This is a genomic window from Pseudomonas sp. RP-B7 (genome assembly GCF_059803535.1).
This window is the reverse complement of record NZ_JAPFHC010000001.1, coordinates 373266-391791: the sequence shown is the minus strand read 5'-3', so window position 1 is coordinate 391791 and position 18526 is coordinate 373266. Positions and strand designations below refer to the sequence as shown.

Here is an 18526-nt window from a genome sequence, read left to right as displayed (position 1 = left end):
ATGTCGTCACTGCCCAAATACCAGGAAATCTACCGGCGTTTTCGCCAGGCCATCGACCAGGGTCAATTGCGCCCCGGCGAGCGGGTGCCGTCGGTGCGGGCGCTGGCCCAGGAACTCAAGGTGGCGCGGGGCACGGTGGAGACGGCGTATCAGTTGCTGGTCAGCGAAGGTTTTTTTGAGGCGCGCGGGCAGGCCGGTACGGTGATTGCGACGACGCTGCCCCAGATCGCGGTAAAGCCCGCGCCCGTGCCGGCGCCTGTCGCCAGCGGACCGTTGCCGCTGCAAATGGGCGTGCCGGCACTGGACGCGTTCCCGCGCAAGTTGTGGGCCCGGCTGGTCACCCAGCAAGTGCGTCGCACCGATGCCGAGAGCCTGGCCATGGGCGACGTGCGCGGCGTACAAGCCCTGCGCGTGGCCATCGCCGGCTACCTCGCGTTGTACCGGGGCGTGGAGTGTTCGCCGGATCAGGTGTTTGTCTGCGCCGGTTATGCGGCGGGCCTGACCCTGGTCTGTGATGCCCTGGACATGCCCGGGCAACGCTGCTGGTTCGAAGACCCGGGTTACGTGCATGCACGGCAGTTGTTGAGCCATCAAGGCTTGCACCTGGTGCCGGTGCCGGTGGACCGCGATGGGCTGGATGTGGGCCAGGGCATCCTGCGCAGCCCACAGGCGCGGCTGGCGCTGGTCACGCCGGCGCACCAGAGCCCGCTCGGCGTGGCGCTGAGCCCGGCGCGGCGCAAGGCCTTGCTGGGCTGGGCAGCGGCGCAGGGCAGTTGGGTGGTCGAGGACGATTACGACAGCGAATTCCGCTATCACGGCAAACCGCTGGCCGCGCTCAAGAGCCAGGATCACGACGACCGGGTGATCTACGCCGGTAGCTTCAGCAAGATGTTGTTCCCCGGTTTGCGCCTGGGTTACCTGGTGGTGCCGAACGCCTTGGTGGCGGCGTTTGAGCGCAGTGCGCAGTTGTTGCAGCAACGCTGTGCGCAACTGTTGCAACTGACCGCGGCGGATTTTCTCGAGCAGGGGCATTTCACCCGGCACCTGAAGAAAATGCGTCAGTTGTATGCGCAGCGACGCGGGCTGTTGGTGCAGGCGTTGCAGGCCCATTGCGCGGATGTCCTGCGGGTCGATGAGCAGGCGGGCGGGATTAATCTGTTGGCACGCTTGGTGGTCGCGGTGCCGGACGAGGCGGTGGCGCAGGCAGCGAATGAGGCGGGCCTGGCACTGCAGGCGTTGTCGCGGTGGACGATTGAACCGGGGCCACAGGGCTTGCTGATGGGGTTCACTAATGTGGCGACGGCGCAACAGGCCCAGGCTATTGCGCAGGTGTTGCGTGGGGTGATTGCCGGGCAAACCGTGGCTGGGCCACAGGGGCAGTGATGCTGTACGAATCTGTGACCGACAAGTTCTGTAATAAAAACGTCACTGCGCTGGGGATTAAATCCTCCACGGGCTATTTTGGTGCATCTCAATAACCAGAGTAGCCATGGATGAAATACCAACCCTTCAGCCGTACCTTGATTGCCACTGCGCTGGTATTGACGGTCGGCGGTGTGCACGCCGCGTCCCAGGCCCCGGTGGCCGGTGAAAATGGCATGGTGGTCACGGCCCAGCATCTGGCCACCCATGTGGGCGTGGATGTGCTCAAGGCCGGTGGCAATGCCGTGGACGCGGCCGTGGCCGTAGGTTACGCACTGGCGGTGGTATACCCGGCGGCGGGCAACCTCGGTGGCGGCGGTTTCATGACCGTGCAACTGGCGGACGGGCGCAAGACCTTCCTCGACTTCCGCGAAAAAGCCCCGCTGGCGGCCACCGCGAACATGTACCTGGATAAAGACGGCAACGTCATCGAAGGCCTCAGTGCCAAGGGCCACCTGGCGGTCGGCGTGCCTGGCACCGTCTCGGGCATGGAGCTGGCCCTGAGCAAATACGGGACCCTCAAGCGCGCCCAGGTGATTGCCCCGGCGATCAAGCTGGCGGAAAACGGCTTTGAGCTGGAGCAGGGCGATATCGACCTGCTGCATACCGCCACCGGCGAGTTCGAAAAAGATAAAGATATGCGCGGGATCTTCCTGCACAACGGCCAACCGATGCAGGTGGGCCAGAAGCTGGTGCAGAAAGACCTGGCCAAGACCCTCAAGGAAATCTCGGCCAAGGGCAGCGACGGTTTCTACAAAGGTTGGGTAGCCAAGGCGCTGGTGGATTCCAGCCAGGCCGGCAAGGGCATCATCACCCAGGCTGACCTGGACAAGTACAAGACCCGCGAACTGGCGCCGATCGAGTGCGACTACCGTGGCTACCACGTGGTCTCCGCGCCGCCGCCGAGTTCCGGTGGCGTGGTGATCTGCCAGATCATGAACATCCTCGAAGGCTATCCGATGGCCGACCTCGGTTATCACTCGGCCCAGGGCCTGCACTACCAGATCGAAGCGATGCGCCATGCCTACGTGGACCGCAACAGCTACCTCGGCGACCCGGACTTCGTGAAGAACCCCATCGCCCACTTGCTGGACAAGGACTACGCCGCCAAGCTGCGCGCTGCCATCGAACCGCAAAAGGCGGGAGATTCCCAAGCGATCAAGCCGGGCGTTTCGCCCCATGAAGGCAACAACACCACGCACTACTCCATTGTCGACAAGTGGGGCAACGCGGTCTCGGTGACGTACACCCTCAACGACTGGTTCGGTGCGGGCGTGATGGCGAGCAAGACCGGGGTCATCCTCAACGATGAAATGGACGATTTCACCGTCAAGGTTGGCGTGCCGAACATGTACGGTCTGGTGCAGGGTGAAGCCAACGCCATTGCACCGGGCAAGGCGCCGCTGTCGTCGATGAGCCCGACCATCGTGACCAAGGATGGCAAGGCCGTCATGGTGGTAGGCACGCCGGGTGGCAGTCGCATCATTACCGCGACCTTGCTGACGATGCTGAATGTCATCGACTACAAGATGAACATCCAGGAAGCCGTGGACGCGCCGCGTTTCCACCAGCAGTGGATGCCGGAGACTACTAACCTTGAGACGTTTGCAGTGAGCCCGGATACCCAGAAGATCCTCGAAAGCTGGGGCCACAAGTTCGCCGGGCCGCAGGATGCCAACCACTTGGCGGCGATTCTGGTGGGTGCGCCGTCGTTGGGTGGCAAGCCGGTGGGGAACAACCGTTTCTACGGGGCGAATGATCCGCGTCGCAACACGGGCCTGTCCTTGGGCTACTAACGCCTGACGCGGTCAAAAATGTGGGAGCGGGCTTGCTCGCGAAAGCGGTGTGTCAGCCAAAGATTTATTCGCTGATCTACTGCATTCGCGAGCAAGCCCGCTCCCACACAAGCCCGCTCTCACAGTGAGGGCAGTGTCAGGGCTGAAGTAGTCGCGCTACCGCTGCAAACGCCGCAACCCGGCGCTCTTCCCAATTCCCCTTGATCACCAACACAGGCTGTTGATGCTCCCGCATCCACTCCAGACTGCCCTGGAAAAACGCCTGGCGATCCTCCAGTTGCGGCTGGCATCGCTGTCCATCAGCCGTCCACTCCACATCATCCGGCGACAGCAGCAAGTGCAGGTCGTAGTGACGGGCCAGCAGTTCGCTGTCGAGCCATGCCGGGTAGTCGCCGAAGAGGACCTGGCTCCAGAGTTTGTTGGTCAGCAAATGCGTATCGAGGATCAGCAGGCGCGGCTGTTGGGCGCGGGCGGCATCTTCCCAGGCCAGTTGGCCGTGGGCGATCGCCGGGATGTCGGCCAGGGTGGTATCGCGTTGGTGATGATCGATGAAGTGGCGCACGTATTCACCGACCATCAACCCGCCGAAATGCGCTTGCAACTCGGCGGCCAGCCAGCTTTTACCGCTGGATTCGGGGCCGGCCAATACCACGACCTTCATGCCTGCAACGCCGGGTCGGCACGCCATTCGCGCCAGCCTTGCACCGCGATGGCGGTAAACAGGGCGTAGAGCGCGGCGGTGAGGTAGAGACCTTTATAGAGAAACAGGCCGACGAAGATCACATCCACGGCAATCCACAGCGGCCAGCACTGCACGCGTTTCTGCGCCATCCACATCTGCGCCACCAGGCTGAAGCCGGTGAGTGCAGCGTCGAGCCAGGGTTGCGCGGCGTCGGTCCAGTGGGCCATGGCGGCGCCCAGCAGCAGGCTGCCGGCGGCGCCCACCGCGAGGCTGGCGATGATGGCTGGCCCGCCGAGGCTGGTGACCTGGCGGCCTTGCTTGACCTCGCCGGCGCGGGTCCACTGCCACCAGCCGTACAGTTGCAGGACGGCGTAGACCACTTGCAGCAGCATGTCGGAATAGAGTTTTACGTCGTAGAACACCCAGGTGTAGAGCAACACCATGATCAGGCCGATGGGCCAGCACCAGGGGTTCTGTTTAACCGTCAGCCAGACAGCGATCACCCCCAGGGCGGCGGCGAACAGTTCAAGCCCGGACATGGCGGTTCCTTGGGAGTGTGGAAAGGGGCGGTGATTGTAACGAAAGAAGTTTCGCGTAGGAATTAACCTTGTAGTGAGCGGGCTTGCCCCGCGCCTGGGGGGCGAAGCCGCCCTAAACCCAGGCGCCGCGGTGTATCAGTAAGACCGCGGGGCCTGGATTTGGGGCTGCGTCGCCCCCAGGCGCGGGGCAAGCCCGCTCACTACAAACCCCGTCCTGGGGTTAGATTTTGAATTGGCGCAGCAGGGTGTTGAGTTGTTCGCTCAGGCCGCGCAGGTGGGTGCTGGCGGCACTCGACTGTTCGGCGGCGATGGCGGTGCTGTGGGACAAGCCCGCCGCCTGGGTGACGTTCTGGTTGATGTCCTCTACCACATGCGCCTGTTGCAGGGTGGCGCTGGCAATCGACGCGTTCAGGCCGTTGAGGTTGTGCAGGGCCTGGCCGATGGCGGTGAGGCTGGCGCCGGCCTGGCCGGCTTGTTCGATGGTCAGTTGCGAGGCGTTGTGACTCTCGCTGATCACCTTGACCGCCGCTTCCGAGTGGCCTTGCAGGCGTTCGATCATGCCCTGGATCTCGGCGGTGGATTTTTGCGTGCGCTGGGCCAGCAGGCGCACTTCATCGGCGACCACGGCAAAGCCACGGCCTTGTTCGCCGGCCCGTGCGGCCTCGATGGCGGCGTTGAGTGCGAGCAGGTTGGTCTGGTCGGCGATGGAACGGATCACTTCGAGCACGCTGCCGATCTGGGTGCTTTCGGCGGACAGGGTACGCATCACCTCGACCGCCTGGCTGATGGTGCCGGAGAGCTGGTCGATCTGTTGCAAGCTGCCGTCGATATTGACCTGGCCTTGCTGGGCCTGGGCCTGGGCATCGCGCATTTCACTGGCGGCGTGTTCGGCGTTCTTGGCCACGTCCTGCACGCCGTAGGTGACTTCGTTGATCGCGGTGGCCACCAATTCCATCTGCTGCGATTGCTGCTGGCTGCGGTCGTGGGCCTGGCTCGCGTTGTTGCCCAGCTCGGTAGACGATTGGCCGAGGGCGTTGGCGCACACCTGCAACTGGCCGACCACGTCGCGCAATTTGGCGGTGAAGCTGTTGAAGTGCTGGGACAGTTGGGTCACTTCGTCGCGGCCGTGGGTGTCGAGGTTGTGGGTCAGGTCGCTTTCACCACTGGCGATATTGCCCATGGCGTCCACTGCTGCCTGCAACGGGCGCACGATGCTGCGCGCGATCAACACCACCAGTAGGGTCATCACCAGCGCGATGATCAAACCAATGGCCGAGGCTTTCCACACCTGGGCGGAGAACTCGGACTGCACATCGTCCACGTAGACGCCGGAGCCGATGATCCAGCCCCAGGGTTGGAACAGTTGGATGTACGAGGTCTTGGCCACCGGTGCATCGGCGCCCGGTTTCGGCCAGCGGTAGTTGACGATGCCGGCACCCTTGGCCTTGGCCAGGGCCACGAATTCGTTGAACACCGCAAAACCGTCTGGGTCACGGATCGCCGAGAGGTTCTGGCCGTCAAGCTTGGGGTTGGCCGGGTGCATGATCATCACGGGCGTGAGGTCGTTGATCCAGAAATAGTCGTCATGGTCGTAGCGCAACCCGCGCACCGCGCTCAGGGCTTGCTTCTGGGCGGCTTCGCGGGTCATGACGCCGCTGGTTTCGAGGCCGTGATAAAACGTCAGGATGCCGCTGGCGGTCTGCACCACGTGCTCGGTTTGCTGGCGCTTGGCCTGGTAGAGCTCGCCATGAATTTGCTTGAGCATCAGTAAACCCAAGGCCAGCAGCATCAGCACGGCGACTATCAGGATCAGCCAGAGGCGGCGGCTGATCGACATATTGCGCAAACTGTTCATCGTCCTGTCACTCCGGGCTTTTTATAATTGTGGGCGTTGCATCGACTTTTACGCCTTGTCTGATAGGCTTTCGGCCGGTAATCGGAAAACCTGAGTACTGCCTGATTTTTCACGGGTTTTTTCAAACGCCCAGCGTCAGTGAACCAATTAAAAAAGACTAACGAGGCATGCCACGCGCATGACCTTTTGGGGGAAGCATGGATTTTTGGACCGCCATACAGGCATTGATTCTTGGCGTGGTGGAGGGGCTGACGGAGTTCTTGCCGATCTCCAGTACCGGCCACCAGATCATCGTCGCCGATTTGATCGGTTTCGGCGGTGAGCGCTTTGAAGCGTTCAATATCATCATTCAACTGGGCGCGATCCTGGCCGTGGTCTGGGAGTTCCGACGCAAGATCCTCGACGTGGTCATCGGCCTGCCGACCCAGCGCAAGGCGCAGCGGTTCACGGTGAACCTGATCATCGCGGTGTTGCCGGCAGTGGTGTTGGGCGTGATTTTTGCTGACTTGATCAAACACTACCTGTTCAACCCGATCACCGTGGCCGCCGCGTTGGTGGTGGGCGGCGTGATCATGTTGTGGGCTGAACAGCGTCAACACGCGGTGCATGCCCAGAGCGTCGATGACATCACCTGGAAAGACGCGATCAAGGTCGGCCTGGCCCAGTGCCTGGCGATGATCCCGGGTACCTCGCGTTCCGGCGCGACCATTATCGGCGGCCTGTTGTTCGGCCTGTCGCGCAAGACCGCCACCGAGTTCTCGTTCTTCCTGGCGATGCCGACCATGGTCGGTGCGGCAGTGTATTCGGGCTACAAGTACCGTCACCTGTTCCAGCCCGATGACTTGCCGGTGTTTGCCATCGGCTTTGTCACCTCGTTCATCTTCGCGATGATTGCGGTCAAGGCGTTGCTCAAGTTCATCGCCAGCCACAGCTACGCGGCGTTTGCCTGGTATCGGATCGCGTTTGGCCTGCTGATCCTGGCGACCTGGCAGTTCGGTTGGATCGACTGGTCTGCCGTCAAACCATGAGCATCCAGTACCCGCGCCTGAAGGCGGCGATTTTTCTGTTGCTGTGCGCTGCGCCGCTGCTGGGCTCGGTGCTGCTGTGGTGGCGCGGCGAGACGGTGCTGCCGCTGGTGGCCTACGCCGTGGTCAGCGTGCTGGCGTTCTTGCTGTACTGGCGTGATAAGCGCCAGGCGCAAACCAACGGCTGGCGCACCCCGGAGAACATCCTGCATGCCGTCGAGCTGGCAGGCGGTTGGCCGGGGGCGTTGATCGCCCAGCAGGTGTTGCGGCACAAGACGCGCAAGGTGTCTTATCAGGTGCTGTTCTGGGCGATTGTGCTGCTGCATCAGGTGTTCTGGCTGGACCAATTGTTCCTGGGCGGCACCTTTCTTTCAGTCCTCTAAACGCAAGCCGATCTGCGTGCGCTTGGGCAGTTTGCTCACCACCAGTTGGTGGGAGCGCCGCAACAAGCTGCGCAGTTCCTCGGCGCCCAGCGGGTAGGGCGTGTTCATGATGATCCACTGCGCGCGGGCCAGGTAGGGCGCCGGGTGGATGCCTGGGCGGTCGACGTGGCCGAGGAACAGATCCTTGTCGACCTTGAATGCCAGCGAATCACCGCGCAGGTTTTGCAGGGCGAACATCTTGTTGCCGGCAATCGAAAACACGCGCACGCCGCCCCATTTGTAGTCTTCCCGCGCGCCGGGCAGGCTCAGGCAGAATGTGGCGACTTGTTCTTCGCTGATCTTCATAACAGACGGTCTCCGCAGCTTTTGAAGCCTTCTTCCAGGTAGTCGATCCACGCCCGGATCGCCGGCAACACGCCGCGTCGGTGTGGGTATACGGCCTGCAACCAGCCGCCCGGCAACGACCACTGCGGCAGCAATTGCACCAGGCGGCCGCTGGCCAGTTCTTCTTCGCAATACATCATCGGCAGCACGGTGAACCCCAGGCCCATGATCGCGCTGGCCTTGCGCACGATGAAATCGTCGATGCCCAGGCGCGCTTCCATCACCAGTTCGTGGGGGTTGCCCTGGGGGTCGAGGATGCGCTGATGGACCATGCGGTCCGGCTCCAGCGCGCCGAGGATAGGCAGTTGCTTGAGGTCGTCGAGCGAGTCGATGCGCTTGCCTTGCACAAAGGCGGGGCTGGCCACCAGCACCGTCTGGGCCTGACGCAGGCGCTTGGTCACCAGTAGTGGGTCTTCATCGCCCAGCTCGCGTACGCGCAGGGCCACGTCGATGCCCTCGGCCACCAGGTCGACACGTCGGTTGACCAGGGTCATTTCCAGTTGCACATGGGGATGGGCGGCCAGAAATCCGGCGACCAGCTCCGGCAGGATGTGCTGGGCCATGCCCACCGGGCAACTGACCCGCAGCCGTCCACGGGCTTCGCTGGACATGCTGGCCACGGCTTCGTCAGCCATCTCGGCTTCGAGCAACATGGCTTGGCAATGGCGCAGGTAGCGTTCGCCGACGGCGGTCAGGGTCAGCTGCCGCGTGGTGCGTTGCAGCAAGCGGGCGCCGAGGCGTTCCTCCAGCTCGGCAATGCGTCGTGACAACCGCGACTTGGGAATCCCCAGTAGCCGGCCGGCAGCCGCGAAGCCGCCGGCTTCGACGACTTTGGCGAAGTAGTAGAGGTCGTTGAGGTCTTGCATGGTCAACCTATTGTCCTGTCAGTGGGACAAACTATCGCATTTCAGCGGGCTTATCGGCTATTGGTTTCATGCGTAGCATCATCACCATCTGATCGCCACTGACGATCCTACTCGGAGATCCCCCATGAAACTGTTGCACATCGATTCCAGCATCCTCGGCGACAACTCGGCATCCCGTCAGCTCAGCGCTGCCGTGGTCAAGGCCTGGCAAGCCGCCGAGCCGGGCGTGGAAGTGACCTATCGCGATCTGGCGAGCGAGGCCATCAGCCACTTTTCCGGCCTGACCCTGGGGGCGCTGGGTACTGCTGCCGAATTGCGTGATGCCGTTCAACAGCACGAAGCCGAGCTGAGCGCTTCGTCCCTAGCTGAATTCATCGCCGCAGACGCGGTGGTGATCGGTGCGCCGATGTACAACTTCTCGGTGCCATCCCAACTGAAAGCCTGGATTGACCGCATCGCGGTGGCTGGCCAGACCTTCCGTTACACCGAAGCCGGCCCTGAAGGCCTGTGCGGCGGCAAGAAACTGATCATCGTCTCCACCGCCGGTGGCCTGCACGCCGGCCAGGCGAGCAACGTCGGCCATGAAGACTACCTGAAGCTGGTGTTTGGCTTCCTGGGCATCACCGACATCGAGTTCGTGCGCGCCCAAGGCCTGGCCTACGGTGATGACGTGCGCAACAAGTCCCTGAGCGACGCCAACGCACTCATCAACGAACAATTGTTCGCCGCCGCGTAAGGGTTGTGTAAAACATCGCCGTTCCCCGTTTCAATCTGAAAACGGGCGCCTAAACTCTGTATTCTGTTCGCCTCAATACGCGACCGGAGTACGGAGTTTTTTCGTTTACCCGCTGTCTTTTTAATATGGCCCAGGTTATGCAAGCTCGGGTTCAGTGCCCTGGACTTTTAATTCGACATGTCGGTTCTTACGCAACAAAGGTGGACATCCCCATGATGCGTCTTTGTGCTGTTTTGGTTCTTTCCCTGCTCGGCGGCCTGGTTTCAGTGCATGCCGCGCCTGCGCCGCACCCGCATTGGAGTGTGGGCTTCCATCGCATGACCTTTCTCGACCCGCTGGATTTGCAGCCGATGAAAGCCATCGCCTTTTACCCGTCCACCGACGTCGAGCACACCACGCACCTGGGCGCCTACCAAGTCACGGCGGGTGAGGACGCCAAGGTCGCCATCGGCCGCTTTCCGATGCTGATGCTGTCCCACGGCAATACCGGCACGCCGCTGGCCCTGCATGACCTGGCCACGTCCCTGGCGCGCAAGGGCTTTGTGGTGGTGGCGGTGTTGCACCCTGGCGACAACTACAAGGATCACAGTCGCCTGGGCACCCTGAGCAACCTGTATGGGCGGCCGATCCAGATTTCCGAAGCGATCACCGCCACCCTCGGCGACCCGATGCTGTCGCCGTTCGTCAATATTGATCAAGTTGGGGTCATCGGCTATTCGGCCGGTGGCGAGACTGCGCTGATCCTGGCAGGCGCCAAGCCGGATTTCGACCGCTTGCGCCGTTATTGCCAGGAGCGTCCGGAAGACCGCGATGCCTGCACTACCAAGGGTGAGCTGGTGGTCGATCGCGACGACCTGCAACCGCAAGCCGACCCGCGCATCCACGCGCTGATGCTGATGGCGCCGCTGAGCCTGATGTTTGGTCGCCAGACCCTGGCCGACGTGCATGTGCCGGTGCTGCTCTACAGCGGTGACGGCGATAAGTTGGTGGCCGTGGACAAGAACGCCGCCGCCCTCGCACGCAAGTTGCCGCAACCGCCGAACTTCAAGCTGTTGGCGGGGGCGGGGCACTTCGTCTTCATGGCCCCGTGCGACAGCGATCAACTATTGGCGATGCCGGCGATCTGCACCGATGCCGATGGCGTCGACCGTGAAGGCATCCATCGCAACCTGATTTCCGAGGCGGGGCGTTTCTTCACCCATACCCTGGGGCAATCGACCCGCGCCGGGTTGCAGACCGCTGATCAGTAAGCGCGACGTTTGAGCAGCAGGGTCAGGCCCAGTGCGCTGACCGACAGCAACGCCGCGCAGAAGAAGATCCAGCCGTAACCCAGGTTCAACGCAACAAAGCCCATCAACGGCCCGGCAATCGCCAGGGCCAGGTCAAAGAACACCGCGAACGCACTCAGCCCCGCGCCCCGGCTGCTGTTGGGTACTTGCTTGATGGCTTCTACGCCAAGCGCCGGGTATACCAGCGACAAGCCGAAACCGGTCAGCCCGGCGCCAATCAACGCCACGCCGGTGGACGGCGCCAGCCACAGCAGCGTCAGGCCGAGGGTTTCGATGGTCATGCAGGCAATCGCCGCGCGGAAGCCGCCAAAACGGCTGATGGCGGAGATAAACACCATCCGCGCCAGGATAAAACACACGCCGAACACCGTCAGGCAGTACGCCGCACCGGCCCAGCCGCGATTGAGGTAGTACAGGGTAATAAAGGTCGTCAGGGTGCCATAGCCGATCGACGCCAGGCACAGGCTGGCACCAAACGGTGCGATACGCCCGAACACCGCCCAAAACGGCAGCCGCTCGCCGCGCACCACCGGCACCGAGGGCTTATTGCGGATCAGCAGCAAGCCCAGCGCCGCCAGCACCGACAGTGCAATGCCGAGGCTGGTGTAGCCGTATTCGGCGACCATCACTACGCCCAGTGGTGCACCGATGGCGATGGCGCCGTAGGACGCGATCCCGTTCCAGGAGATCGAGCGTGCCGTGTGCTCGGCGCCGACCTGGCCCATGCACCAACTGATGGTGCCCACGCCGATCAGGCCCTGGGCCACACCGAGCAACAAACGCCCGGCGATCAGGATGCCCAGGCTCAACTCGGGCAGGCTTTCGAGCAGTGTCGCCAGCAATGTCAGCACGCCGCTGACCAGAATCCCCACCAACCCCAGCACAATCGCACGCTTGGTGCCGACGTTGTCCGACATGCGCCCGGCCATCGGCCGACTGAGCAGGGTCGCCAGGTATTGCGAACCGATGGTGATCCCGGCCACCACCGCGCTGAACCCCAGTTGCTCATGCACATAGCCCGGAATCACCGCAATCGGCAGGCCGATGCAGATGAAGGCAATGAAGGTATAGAAGACGATGGAGACAATCTGCAGGGTAATCGACAGGGAGCTGGGGGCGGCGGCAGACATGAGCACTCATTCGCGGGAGGCGGTGAGGGCATCATGGCAAGGCTTTGGCACAAAAGAAAGCAGGCTATCTATTGTAGTGAGCGGGCTTGCCCGCGCCGGGCTGCACAGCGCCGCCCAAAAAAAACACCGCGGTCTGTCTGGCAGAACGCGGTGTTTGGATGCAGGGCTGCTGCGCAGCCCCGCGCGGGGTACAAGCGGGTGTTTAGAACACCACGCCTTGGCTGCGCAGGTAGTCGTCGTAGGTGCCGCTGAAGTCGATCACGCCGGTGGCGCTCAACTCGATGATGCGGGTAGCCAGGGACGATACGAACTCACGGTCGTGGCTGACGAAGATCAGCGTGCCCGGGTAGTTTTCCAGCGCCAGGTTCAATGCTTCGATGGATTCCATGTCCAAGTGGTTGGTCGGTTCGTCCATGATCAGCACGTTCGGCTTTTGCAGGATCAGCTTGCCGAAAAGCATGCGGCCTTGCTCACCACCGGAAATCACCTTCACCGACTTCTGGATCTCGTCGTTGGAGAACAGCATGCGACCGAGGGTGCCACGGATCATCTGCTCGCCCTGCGTCCACTGGCCCATCCAGTCGAACAGGGTGACGTCGTCTTCGAAGTCATGCGCGTGGTCCTGGGCGTAGTAGCCCAGTTCCGCCGCGTCGGTCCACTTGATGCTACCGGCGTCCGGGGTCAGTTCGTTGACCAGGGTGCGCAGCAGGGTGGTCTTGCCGATACCGTTCGGGCCGATGATCGCCACGCGCTCGCCGGCTTCGACCTGGAAGCTGAAGTCCTTGAACAGCGGCTTGCCGTCGAAGCCTTTGGCCATTTTTTCGACCATGACTGCCTGGCGGTGCAGCTTCTTGTTCTGCTCGAAACGGATGAACGGGCTCACCCGGCTCGAAGGCTTGACCTCGGCCAGCTGGATCTTGTCGATCGCCTTGGCGCGGGAAGTGGCCTGCTTGGCTTTCGAGGCGTTGGCCGAGAAGCGGCTGACGAAGGATTGCAGTTCGGAGATCTGCGCCTTCTTCTTGGCGTTGTCCGACAGCAGCTGCTCGCGGGACTGGGTCGCCACGGTCATGTACTCGTCGTAGTTGCCCGGGAACAGGCGCAGCTCGCCGTAGTCCAGGTCAGCCATGTGGGTGCACACGCTGTTCAGGAAGTGACGGTCGTGAGAGATGATGATCATCAGGCTCGAACGCTGGGTCAGGATGTTCTCCAGCCAGCGGATGGTGTTGATGTCCAAGTGGTTGGTCGGTTCGTCGAGCAACAGCACTTCAGGATCGGAGAACAGCGCCTGGGCCAGCAACACGCGCAGTTTCCAGCCTGGCGACACTTCGCTCATCGGGCCGAAGTGCTGTTCCAGCGGAATACCCAGGCCCAGCAGCAACTCGCCGGCACGGGATTCGGCCGTGTAGCCGTCCATCTCGGCGAACTCGGTTTCCAGCTCGGCCACGGCCATGCCGTCTTCTTCGCTCATTTCCGGCAGAGAGTAGATACGATCACGCTCGGCCTTGACCCTCCACAGTTCCTCGTGGCCCATGATCACGGTGTCGAGCACAGTGAATTCTTCGTAGGCGAACTGGTCCTGGCGCAACTTACCCAGGCGCACATTCGGCTCCAGCATGACCTGACCGCCGGACGGATCCAGGTCACCACCGAGGATTTTCATGAAGGTCGACTTGCCGCAACCGTTGGCACCGATCAAACCATAACGGTTGCCAGCGCCGAACTTGACCGAGACATTCTCGAAGAGCGGCTTGGCGCCGAACTGCATGGTGATGTTAGCTGTGGAGATCAATTACTTTACCTATCAATGGGTTGCGAGCGTGGCGGCAGGAGCCTTCAGGCATGCGTCAACAGCGACATCAAGGCGCGAAACCCGGTCGCTGAACAGAAAATTTGGATGTGTGTTGGAATTTGGCGCGCATTGTCGCATATGTCAGGCGACAGTTGTATGGCGCGTTCTTTGGTGGATGGAGACGTGGGCCGTCCTTTGCTCTTCGTCTACCGCATTGTCACCACGCAAGGAGGCTCAACACCTTCTTTTGGTACTCTCCGTGATAGCCTTTAAAAAATGATTTGGAGGGATCCATGAGAAAAACGATCGTCCCGCTTTTATTGGCCATTCTCGGGTTTGGGACAGCTGATTATGGATGGTGCGACCAGCATGACAGGGACAACGTCGCCAAAACGTCGTCCCTGGTGTCCAGGCACCTGCTTGCTTTTGAACAGGAGCCGAGAGTTGACCTGTCGAGCTATTTGGCGCGCGGTGAGGAGGCTGAGAAGGAACTGGCGGCGGATCTGCTTGAGATGCAATCTGCCGATTGGTCGGGCGCCGAGGCGAAAAGAGATGCGGCAATAGAGTTCACATCCCATGCCTTGAACGTAATACGCACGTACACGCGCTTTCGTATGGCGAATTTGCGGGTCGGTATGACTGAGCGGCGACTGCTAGAAGAGCAGCGCGCTCTAGCCCAAGAGACAGATCCGAAGCACAAGGGCCTGGTATCTGAACGCCTGCAAGCCTACAAGGATAAGTACGTGCAAGAGCAACGCGAGTATTACCATCAAGCGGCTGCTCTGGGTATGCACAGTGAGATGCTGTTAAGGGCAAATGACGGGGTTAACGTTGCATTCGGTGAAGGTAACGGGCTGGATGTAACGACTCAGGAATTCATGAAACGGCTTTTCTAGCCTTGCTTCTGTGCACCTTGAATAAATCCACTCAGGCGCTAAATGATCGATACCTCAAGCGCGAGTTGGTTCTCGTAGAATATTGATAGCAAAGATGGACGTAGGTGCTATCACCGAAGAGTAGGGAAACGCCTTGATTGTGTTAAAGGCTTGTCTTACCTAGGCCCAAGGCATTTCCCAATAGTTATCAGGAAACTGTCCAGATCGCAGTCAGGGAAATAAACGAAAATACAACCCCAACAACCAGAGAAACCTGGATCACTGTTATAGACGAAGAAACTAAATTTTCTCTGTAAAACCGCTTGATCTTCGGGGCACTCACTCCGAGCTTTTTAAAATACTCTGCCTCAGCTCTCAGTCCCGAAAATACTAAAAAAATCGATATTAACAGAGCGATTTTGAAGGAAATTATAAGCCCTACTGCATACATGTCACGTCCCTATACTCCATTTTTCCATCCCCTTCCACCGTGAGGATCGTGGCATTATGGTATCGTCACATTTCACTATGTACAACCGCGTCTTGGTTGGTCGCGCTGCTGATTGGCTGCTCCTTTGGGCCTGGTGAGTTTCTAAAGCCAGACGCAAACCAGCCCGCTGTGGGCGGTGTAGGGCATGAAAAAGTCAGGCCGCCTTGAACTAAATTGAGGCGTTAGCCGCAACCGCATTTGATGTTCACCTACGGTGGATACAGTCGCGATGAATCAGTCCATGAAAGAACCCCTTCTGACTGGACGAAGCCTACTCGAGAAGAGATTGGGACGATCTTCCAAAAAAACCAGATTCAAGGATGTAGTAGATGCGTAATACCTGGTTGCTGCTGTTTTCTTCGTCGATCACCCTTGCGGGTTGTGGCGCAATTCCCTCTGTTCCCTATGTCGATCCAGCTCAGGCTGAGAATACGGCCCGAGTCCGTGTGATCACCAATTCCAGTGTGTTTGGCGATAGCGTGACGGGTAGTTGCGCCCCGGGTACTCGCCACAAAATGGCTGAAGCTGGCCGTTTCTCCGAGGACGGACAGCCGAGCATCAACTACCCTCAGTACCCACTTAAACCGGCCATTCTTGGCATGCCGGGAAGGGTTTCTCCCAAGCTTCAGCAGTATATCGGGGCTGTTCGGATGGCCGAGGGCTTGTACACCGAGATGGTGGCTGAGTATCGCGTTAAAACAGATACACCCTTTCAGATCGCGACATTGGGGGCGTCGGCCGGCAGCTACGGCAGCACTTATGCTGTGTGCCCAGGCCAGGCGAAAGTATTCAATCTGGAGCCCGGAAAAGACTATGAGGTGTTGGTCGGATTCGGCCGCGCGCCAAACGCGGATGGAAATGTGGTGCTTGCGTGTATGTTTGGCGTAGTCGAGCTTGCCTCTGTCCCTAACTTACCGTTTGCATTGCCGAAACGGCTTGCAGGTTCGGAGTCGCCACAGACGCTGTGCAAGGGTTAAGTAGCACGGTGCATATTTTTTACCATTCTACCCGCTGTTTGCGGGCCCAGCGTTTATTCATAAGGAGCTGTGAATGTCGGTTGTAGGGATTTGTAGGCTGTCACTGTCTTGGGCAGGTATTTGCTTCGCGGCGAGTGCTTTTGCAAGCGAGAGTTTAGAACTGCATCGAACCGCTTTAACCACTATTGCGATGGAGCAGGTTTGCCAAAACGCCAACCCTGGGATGAATGTGAGCCTCGAAAACGCTTTCGCCAATGACACTTGGGAGGTTGAAACGAAAGCAGAAGTCAGAAGAATACAAGCAGAACCTGCATATAAACCCGAAGTTGCCGAGATGGTAAAAAAACTCAGCGCTCCACCTTTTCAGGTGCTTCAGAAGGAATTGTGCGGCGTTTACGTCGCCAAATAAGAGGGTTGCGCCTAATTGCATCTCGCTGCAATCGTTCTGAGGGATGCAATCGCCCGCCAAGCCGTGTGTTTATCGCCCAATCGCCCAGCGTCGCAATAGCCGGGCAGCAATTTCAGGGTAAAAACATGTGCCTAAACGGAATGGCTCCGGGTTATTTGTCCCGCCTTCACCTCATCCGCATACCCGGCGAGCTTTGCCTGCTGAGCCGCGAGCAGGGCACACAGCTTCATCAAGGCGATTGCTTGATCGGGGGATCTGTCGATCCCCGCGCTGGCGGTCAGCGCGTTCACCGACCAGGCGATGACCGCCGCCGCATCTTCAAGGTCGTAGAAGAGTTCCTGTTGGGCGGTCCTGGGGCCGTCGAGCTTTTCCATCAGATCTGCCATTTACCCATGCTCCCCATAGAAATGATTCGGCGGTATGAACTCAACCACACCTACGAAAACGTACAGCACAAAGCGCTGGTTTCGCCATGAGTTCATTGGATTATCCAGTGCCAATGGCAGTAGCCAAACGTGTAGGTAGCCTACAGGACAACGTCGACGATCCTGGTGGGATTTTTGAGTTCAGGCAACAGTGACACGCCGCACCGAAGCCCCCCTCACCAACGTCTCCGGCATCGCTACGCCCAACAGCCCCAGCGCCACCGTCGCCACACCCGCCAACGTCAGGAACGCCGCATTGTACCCAGCCTGTTGCACGACAAAACCGGCCAGGCTGCTGCTCAGCGCCGCGCCCAGGCCAAATGCGGTGGACAGGGCGCCCAGGCTGACGTTGAAGCGGCCGGTGCCCTGAGTCAGGTCTTTGACGATGACCGGGAACAGGGCGCCGAAGATGCCTGCACCGACGCCATCAAGCAGCTGGACCGCCACCAGCCAGTAGGGATCGTTGGACAAGGTGTAAAGCACACCGCGTACCGGCAGGATCATGAAGCCGGCCAGCAGCAACGGTTTGCGCCCCCACACATCGGCCTTTATGCCCACTAGCCAGGCCACCGGCACCATCACCAGTTGTGCGGCGACGATGCAGGCGGAGGTCAGCGGTGTGGCCAGGTGCAGGTTGATTTGCGCGAGCTTTTGGCTGACCAGCGGCAGCATCGCAGCGTTGGCCAAGTGGAACAGTGCGCAGCAGATGGCGAACACCAGCAGCGGGCGGTTTGCCAGCAGCACGCGCAGGCCGGACGGTTGGGTGTGGTCGCGGCTGTGGGTGGGGTCGAAACCGCGGGCGACGTCGTGGTCGATGGCGCTGGCCGACACGCAGCTGATCGCCACCACGCTGGCCAGGGCCATGAAGGCCATCAGGTAAAACACCACCACCGGGCCGTACAAGTACGCCAGGCCACCGGCCAGCAGTGCGGCGGTGGCGTTGCCGGCGTGGTTGAAGGTTTCGTTGCGGCCGGTGCGGCGGGTGAAGGCGCGTGGTCCGGTGATGCCCAGGGAAATCGCAGAAATGGCCGGGGCGAACACCGAGGCGGCGACGGCACTGGCCGCTTGGGTCAAGGCCACCAGGCTGAACGAGCTGACGAAAGGCAGCAGCAGGCAACTGAGGGTGACCAGGATGGCGGCGATGGCGATCACGGCCCGCTTGCTGTGGGTGCGGTCGATCAGCGCTCCGGCCGGGCCTTGGGTAAGCAGTGCAGCGATGCCGGCCAGGGTCATGACGACACCAATACTGGCGGGGTCCCATTTGTGTACCGCCAGCAGGTAAATCGCCAGGTAGGGGCCAAGGCCGTCACGCACGTCCGCGAGGAAGAAGTTGAGGCTGTCGAGGGACAGGGTGTTGCGCAGGTCTGAATGTCGGGCCACGGCGGGTTCTTCGGGGGCGGCGTTCAACGGCTGAACACGCATTGCGTTAATGACCTGCGGGCTTTGGGATTAGT

18 protein-coding genes are annotated in these 18526 nt (G+C 60.7%); 9 read left to right on the top strand and 9 right to left on the bottom strand.

The genetic code is table 11. From position 1 onward, the window contains the following. Both pdxR and ggt read left to right on the top strand, forming a co-directional pair. On the top strand, positions 1-1383 hold the full coding sequence (pdxR, locus tag OPU96_RS01750) for a MocR-like pyridoxine biosynthesis transcription factor PdxR (RefSeq protein WP_498558544.1): 1383 nt from the start codon (positions 1-3) through the stop codon (positions 1381-1383). A gap of 110 nt (positions 1384-1493) precedes the next feature. Beyond that, positions 1494-3218: a gamma-glutamyltransferase gene (gene ggt, locus OPU96_RS01745; protein ID WP_498558543.1), complete on the top strand. Its 1725-nt coding sequence runs from the start codon at positions 1494-1496 to the stop codon at positions 3216-3218. Between the two features lie 136 nt (positions 3219-3354). Here ggt and OPU96_RS01740 read toward each other — a convergent pair whose 3' ends face one another. The 3 genes from OPU96_RS01740 to OPU96_RS01730 all read right to left on the bottom strand — a co-directional run bounded on the left by OPU96_RS01740 (position 3355) and on the right by OPU96_RS01730 (position 6294). Continuing rightward, positions 3355-3879 carry an AAA family ATPase gene (locus OPU96_RS01740; protein ID WP_498558542.1) on the bottom strand — a complete coding sequence of 175 codons (525 nt, stop codon included), beginning with the start codon at positions 3877-3879 and terminating at the stop codon, positions 3355-3357. Beyond that, positions 3876-4439 carry a nicotinamide riboside transporter PnuC gene (gene pnuC / locus OPU96_RS01735; RefSeq protein WP_226456987.1) on the bottom strand — a complete coding sequence of 188 codons (564 nt, stop codon included), beginning with the start codon at positions 4437-4439 and terminating at the stop codon, positions 3876-3878. The genes OPU96_RS01740 and pnuC overlap by 4 nt, the downstream gene beginning before the upstream one ends. 220 nt (positions 4440-4659) lie before the next feature. After that, complete coding sequence (locus OPU96_RS01730; protein WP_226456989.1) at positions 4660-6294, bottom strand: methyl-accepting chemotaxis protein; 1635 nt, start codon at positions 6292-6294, stop codon at positions 4660-4662. A gap of 197 nt (positions 6295-6491) precedes the next feature. Here OPU96_RS01730 and OPU96_RS01725 point away from each other — a divergent pair, with 197 nt between their 5' ends. Together OPU96_RS01725 and OPU96_RS01720 are read left to right on the top strand one after the other, a co-directional pair. Continuing rightward, a complete protein-coding gene (locus OPU96_RS01725) occupies positions 6492-7322 on the top strand; it encodes an undecaprenyl-diphosphate phosphatase (protein WP_226456990.1) in 831 nt (276 codons plus the stop codon). Continuing rightward, positions 7319-7702, top strand: a complete 384-nt coding sequence (locus OPU96_RS01720) for a DUF1294 domain-containing protein (RefSeq protein WP_192301191.1) — start codon at positions 7319-7321, stop codon at positions 7700-7702. Before OPU96_RS01725 ends, OPU96_RS01720 begins: the two co-directional genes overlap by 4 nt. On the opposite strand, the gene OPU96_RS01715 is transcribed toward OPU96_RS01720, so the two are convergent. After that, positions 7691-8047, bottom strand: coding sequence for an MmcQ/YjbR family DNA-binding protein (locus OPU96_RS01715; protein WP_226456991.1), 357 nt, complete (start codon positions 8045-8047; stop codon positions 7691-7693). The genes OPU96_RS01720 and OPU96_RS01715 overlap by 12 nt on opposite strands. Then, complete coding sequence (locus OPU96_RS01710; RefSeq protein WP_226456992.1) at positions 8044-8952, bottom strand: LysR substrate-binding domain-containing protein; 909 nt, start codon at positions 8950-8952, stop codon at positions 8044-8046. Before OPU96_RS01710 ends, OPU96_RS01715 begins: the two co-directional genes overlap by 4 nt. 124 nt (positions 8953-9076) lie before the next feature. On the opposite strand from OPU96_RS01710, the gene OPU96_RS01705 reads away from it, so the two are divergent. Further along, positions 9077-9688, top strand: a complete 612-nt coding sequence (locus OPU96_RS01705) for an FMN-dependent NADH-azoreductase (protein WP_498558541.1) — start codon at positions 9077-9079, stop codon at positions 9686-9688. Between the two features lie 212 nt (positions 9689-9900). Further along, positions 9901-10938: an alpha/beta hydrolase family protein gene (locus OPU96_RS01700; RefSeq protein ID WP_192301188.1), complete on the top strand. Its 1038-nt coding sequence runs from the start codon at positions 9901-9903 to the stop codon at positions 10936-10938. On the opposite strand, the gene OPU96_RS01695 is transcribed toward OPU96_RS01700, so the two are convergent. Further along, on the bottom strand, positions 10932-12107 hold the full coding sequence (locus OPU96_RS01695; RefSeq protein WP_498558540.1) for an MFS transporter: 1176 nt from the start codon (positions 12105-12107) through the stop codon (positions 10932-10934). The two genes, OPU96_RS01700 and OPU96_RS01695, sit on opposite strands and share 7 nt — an antisense overlap. Before the next feature lie 202 nt (positions 12108-12309). Continuing rightward, entirely contained in the window at positions 12310-13896 is a 1587-nt protein-coding gene (locus OPU96_RS01690; protein ID WP_176992190.1) for an ABC-F family ATPase, read from the bottom strand. A gap of 293 nt (positions 13897-14189) precedes the next feature. Between OPU96_RS01690 and OPU96_RS01685 the strand changes: the two genes are divergently transcribed. The 3 genes from OPU96_RS01685 (at position 14190) to OPU96_RS01675 (ending at position 16647) form a co-directional block, all read left to right on the top strand. Then, positions 14190-14792 (top strand): hypothetical protein, encoded by a 603-nt coding sequence (locus tag OPU96_RS01685; RefSeq protein ID WP_498558539.1) that lies wholly within the window; start codon positions 14190-14192, stop codon positions 14790-14792. 798 nt (positions 14793-15590) lie between these two features. Next, complete coding sequence (locus OPU96_RS01680) at positions 15591-16238, top strand: hypothetical protein (RefSeq protein ID WP_498558538.1); 648 nt, start codon at positions 15591-15593, stop codon at positions 16236-16238. A gap of 73 nt (positions 16239-16311) precedes the next feature. Beyond that, entirely contained in the window at positions 16312-16647 is a 336-nt protein-coding gene (locus tag OPU96_RS01675) for a hypothetical protein (RefSeq protein ID WP_498558537.1), read from the top strand. A 131-nt stretch (positions 16648-16778) separates the two neighbouring features. On the opposite strand, the gene OPU96_RS01670 is transcribed toward OPU96_RS01675, so the two are convergent. Then, positions 16779-17033: a hypothetical protein gene (locus OPU96_RS01670; protein ID WP_498558536.1), complete on the bottom strand. Its 255-nt coding sequence runs from the start codon at positions 17031-17033 to the stop codon at positions 16779-16781. 180 nt (positions 17034-17213) lie between these two features. Continuing rightward, complete coding sequence (locus OPU96_RS01665; RefSeq protein WP_498558618.1) at positions 17214-18452, bottom strand: MFS transporter; 1239 nt, start codon at positions 18450-18452, stop codon at positions 17214-17216. Positions 18453-18526 lie beyond the last annotated feature (74 nt).

Excerpts from the sequence above, each read along its gene's own strand:
- pdxR (WP_498558544.1), top strand. The coding sequence starts at position 1 with ATGTCGTCACTGCCCAAATACCAGGAAATCTACCGGCGTTTTCGCCAG.
- ggt (WP_498558543.1), top strand. The coding sequence starts at position 1,494 with ATGAAATACCAACCCTTCAGCCGTACCTTGATTGCCACTGCGCTGGTA.
- OPU96_RS01740 (WP_498558542.1), bottom strand. The coding sequence starts at position 3,879 with ATGAAGGTCGTGGTATTGGCCGGCCCCGAATCCAGCGGTAAAAGCTGG.
- pnuC (WP_226456987.1), bottom strand. The coding sequence starts at position 4,439 with ATGTCCGGGCTTGAACTGTTCGCCGCCGCCCTGGGGGTGATCGCTGTC.
- OPU96_RS01730 (WP_226456989.1), bottom strand. The coding sequence starts at position 6,294 with ATGAACAGTTTGCGCAATATGTCGATCAGCCGCCGCCTCTGGCTGATC.
- OPU96_RS01725 (WP_226456990.1), top strand. The coding sequence starts at position 6,492 with ATGGATTTTTGGACCGCCATACAGGCATTGATTCTTGGCGTGGTGGAG.
- OPU96_RS01720 (WP_192301191.1), top strand. The coding sequence starts at position 7,319 with ATGAGCATCCAGTACCCGCGCCTGAAGGCGGCGATTTTTCTGTTGCTG.
- OPU96_RS01715 (WP_226456991.1), bottom strand. The coding sequence starts at position 8,047 with ATGAAGATCAGCGAAGAACAAGTCGCCACATTCTGCCTGAGCCTGCCC.
- OPU96_RS01710 (WP_226456992.1), bottom strand. The coding sequence starts at position 8,952 with ATGCAAGACCTCAACGACCTCTACTACTTCGCCAAAGTCGTCGAAGCC.
- OPU96_RS01705 (WP_498558541.1), top strand. The coding sequence starts at position 9,077 with ATGAAACTGTTGCACATCGATTCCAGCATCCTCGGCGACAACTCGGCA.
- OPU96_RS01700 (WP_192301188.1), top strand. The coding sequence starts at position 9,901 with ATGATGCGTCTTTGTGCTGTTTTGGTTCTTTCCCTGCTCGGCGGCCTG.
- OPU96_RS01695 (WP_498558540.1), bottom strand. The coding sequence starts at position 12,107 with ATGTCTGCCGCCGCCCCCAGCTCCCTGTCGATTACCCTGCAGATTGTC.
- OPU96_RS01685 (WP_498558539.1), top strand. The coding sequence starts at position 14,190 with ATGAGAAAAACGATCGTCCCGCTTTTATTGGCCATTCTCGGGTTTGGG.
- OPU96_RS01680 (WP_498558538.1), top strand. The coding sequence starts at position 15,591 with ATGCGTAATACCTGGTTGCTGCTGTTTTCTTCGTCGATCACCCTTGCG.
- OPU96_RS01675 (WP_498558537.1), top strand. The coding sequence starts at position 16,312 with ATGTCGGTTGTAGGGATTTGTAGGCTGTCACTGTCTTGGGCAGGTATT.
- OPU96_RS01670 (WP_498558536.1), bottom strand. The coding sequence starts at position 17,033 with ATGGCAGATCTGATGGAAAAGCTCGACGGCCCCAGGACCGCCCAACAG.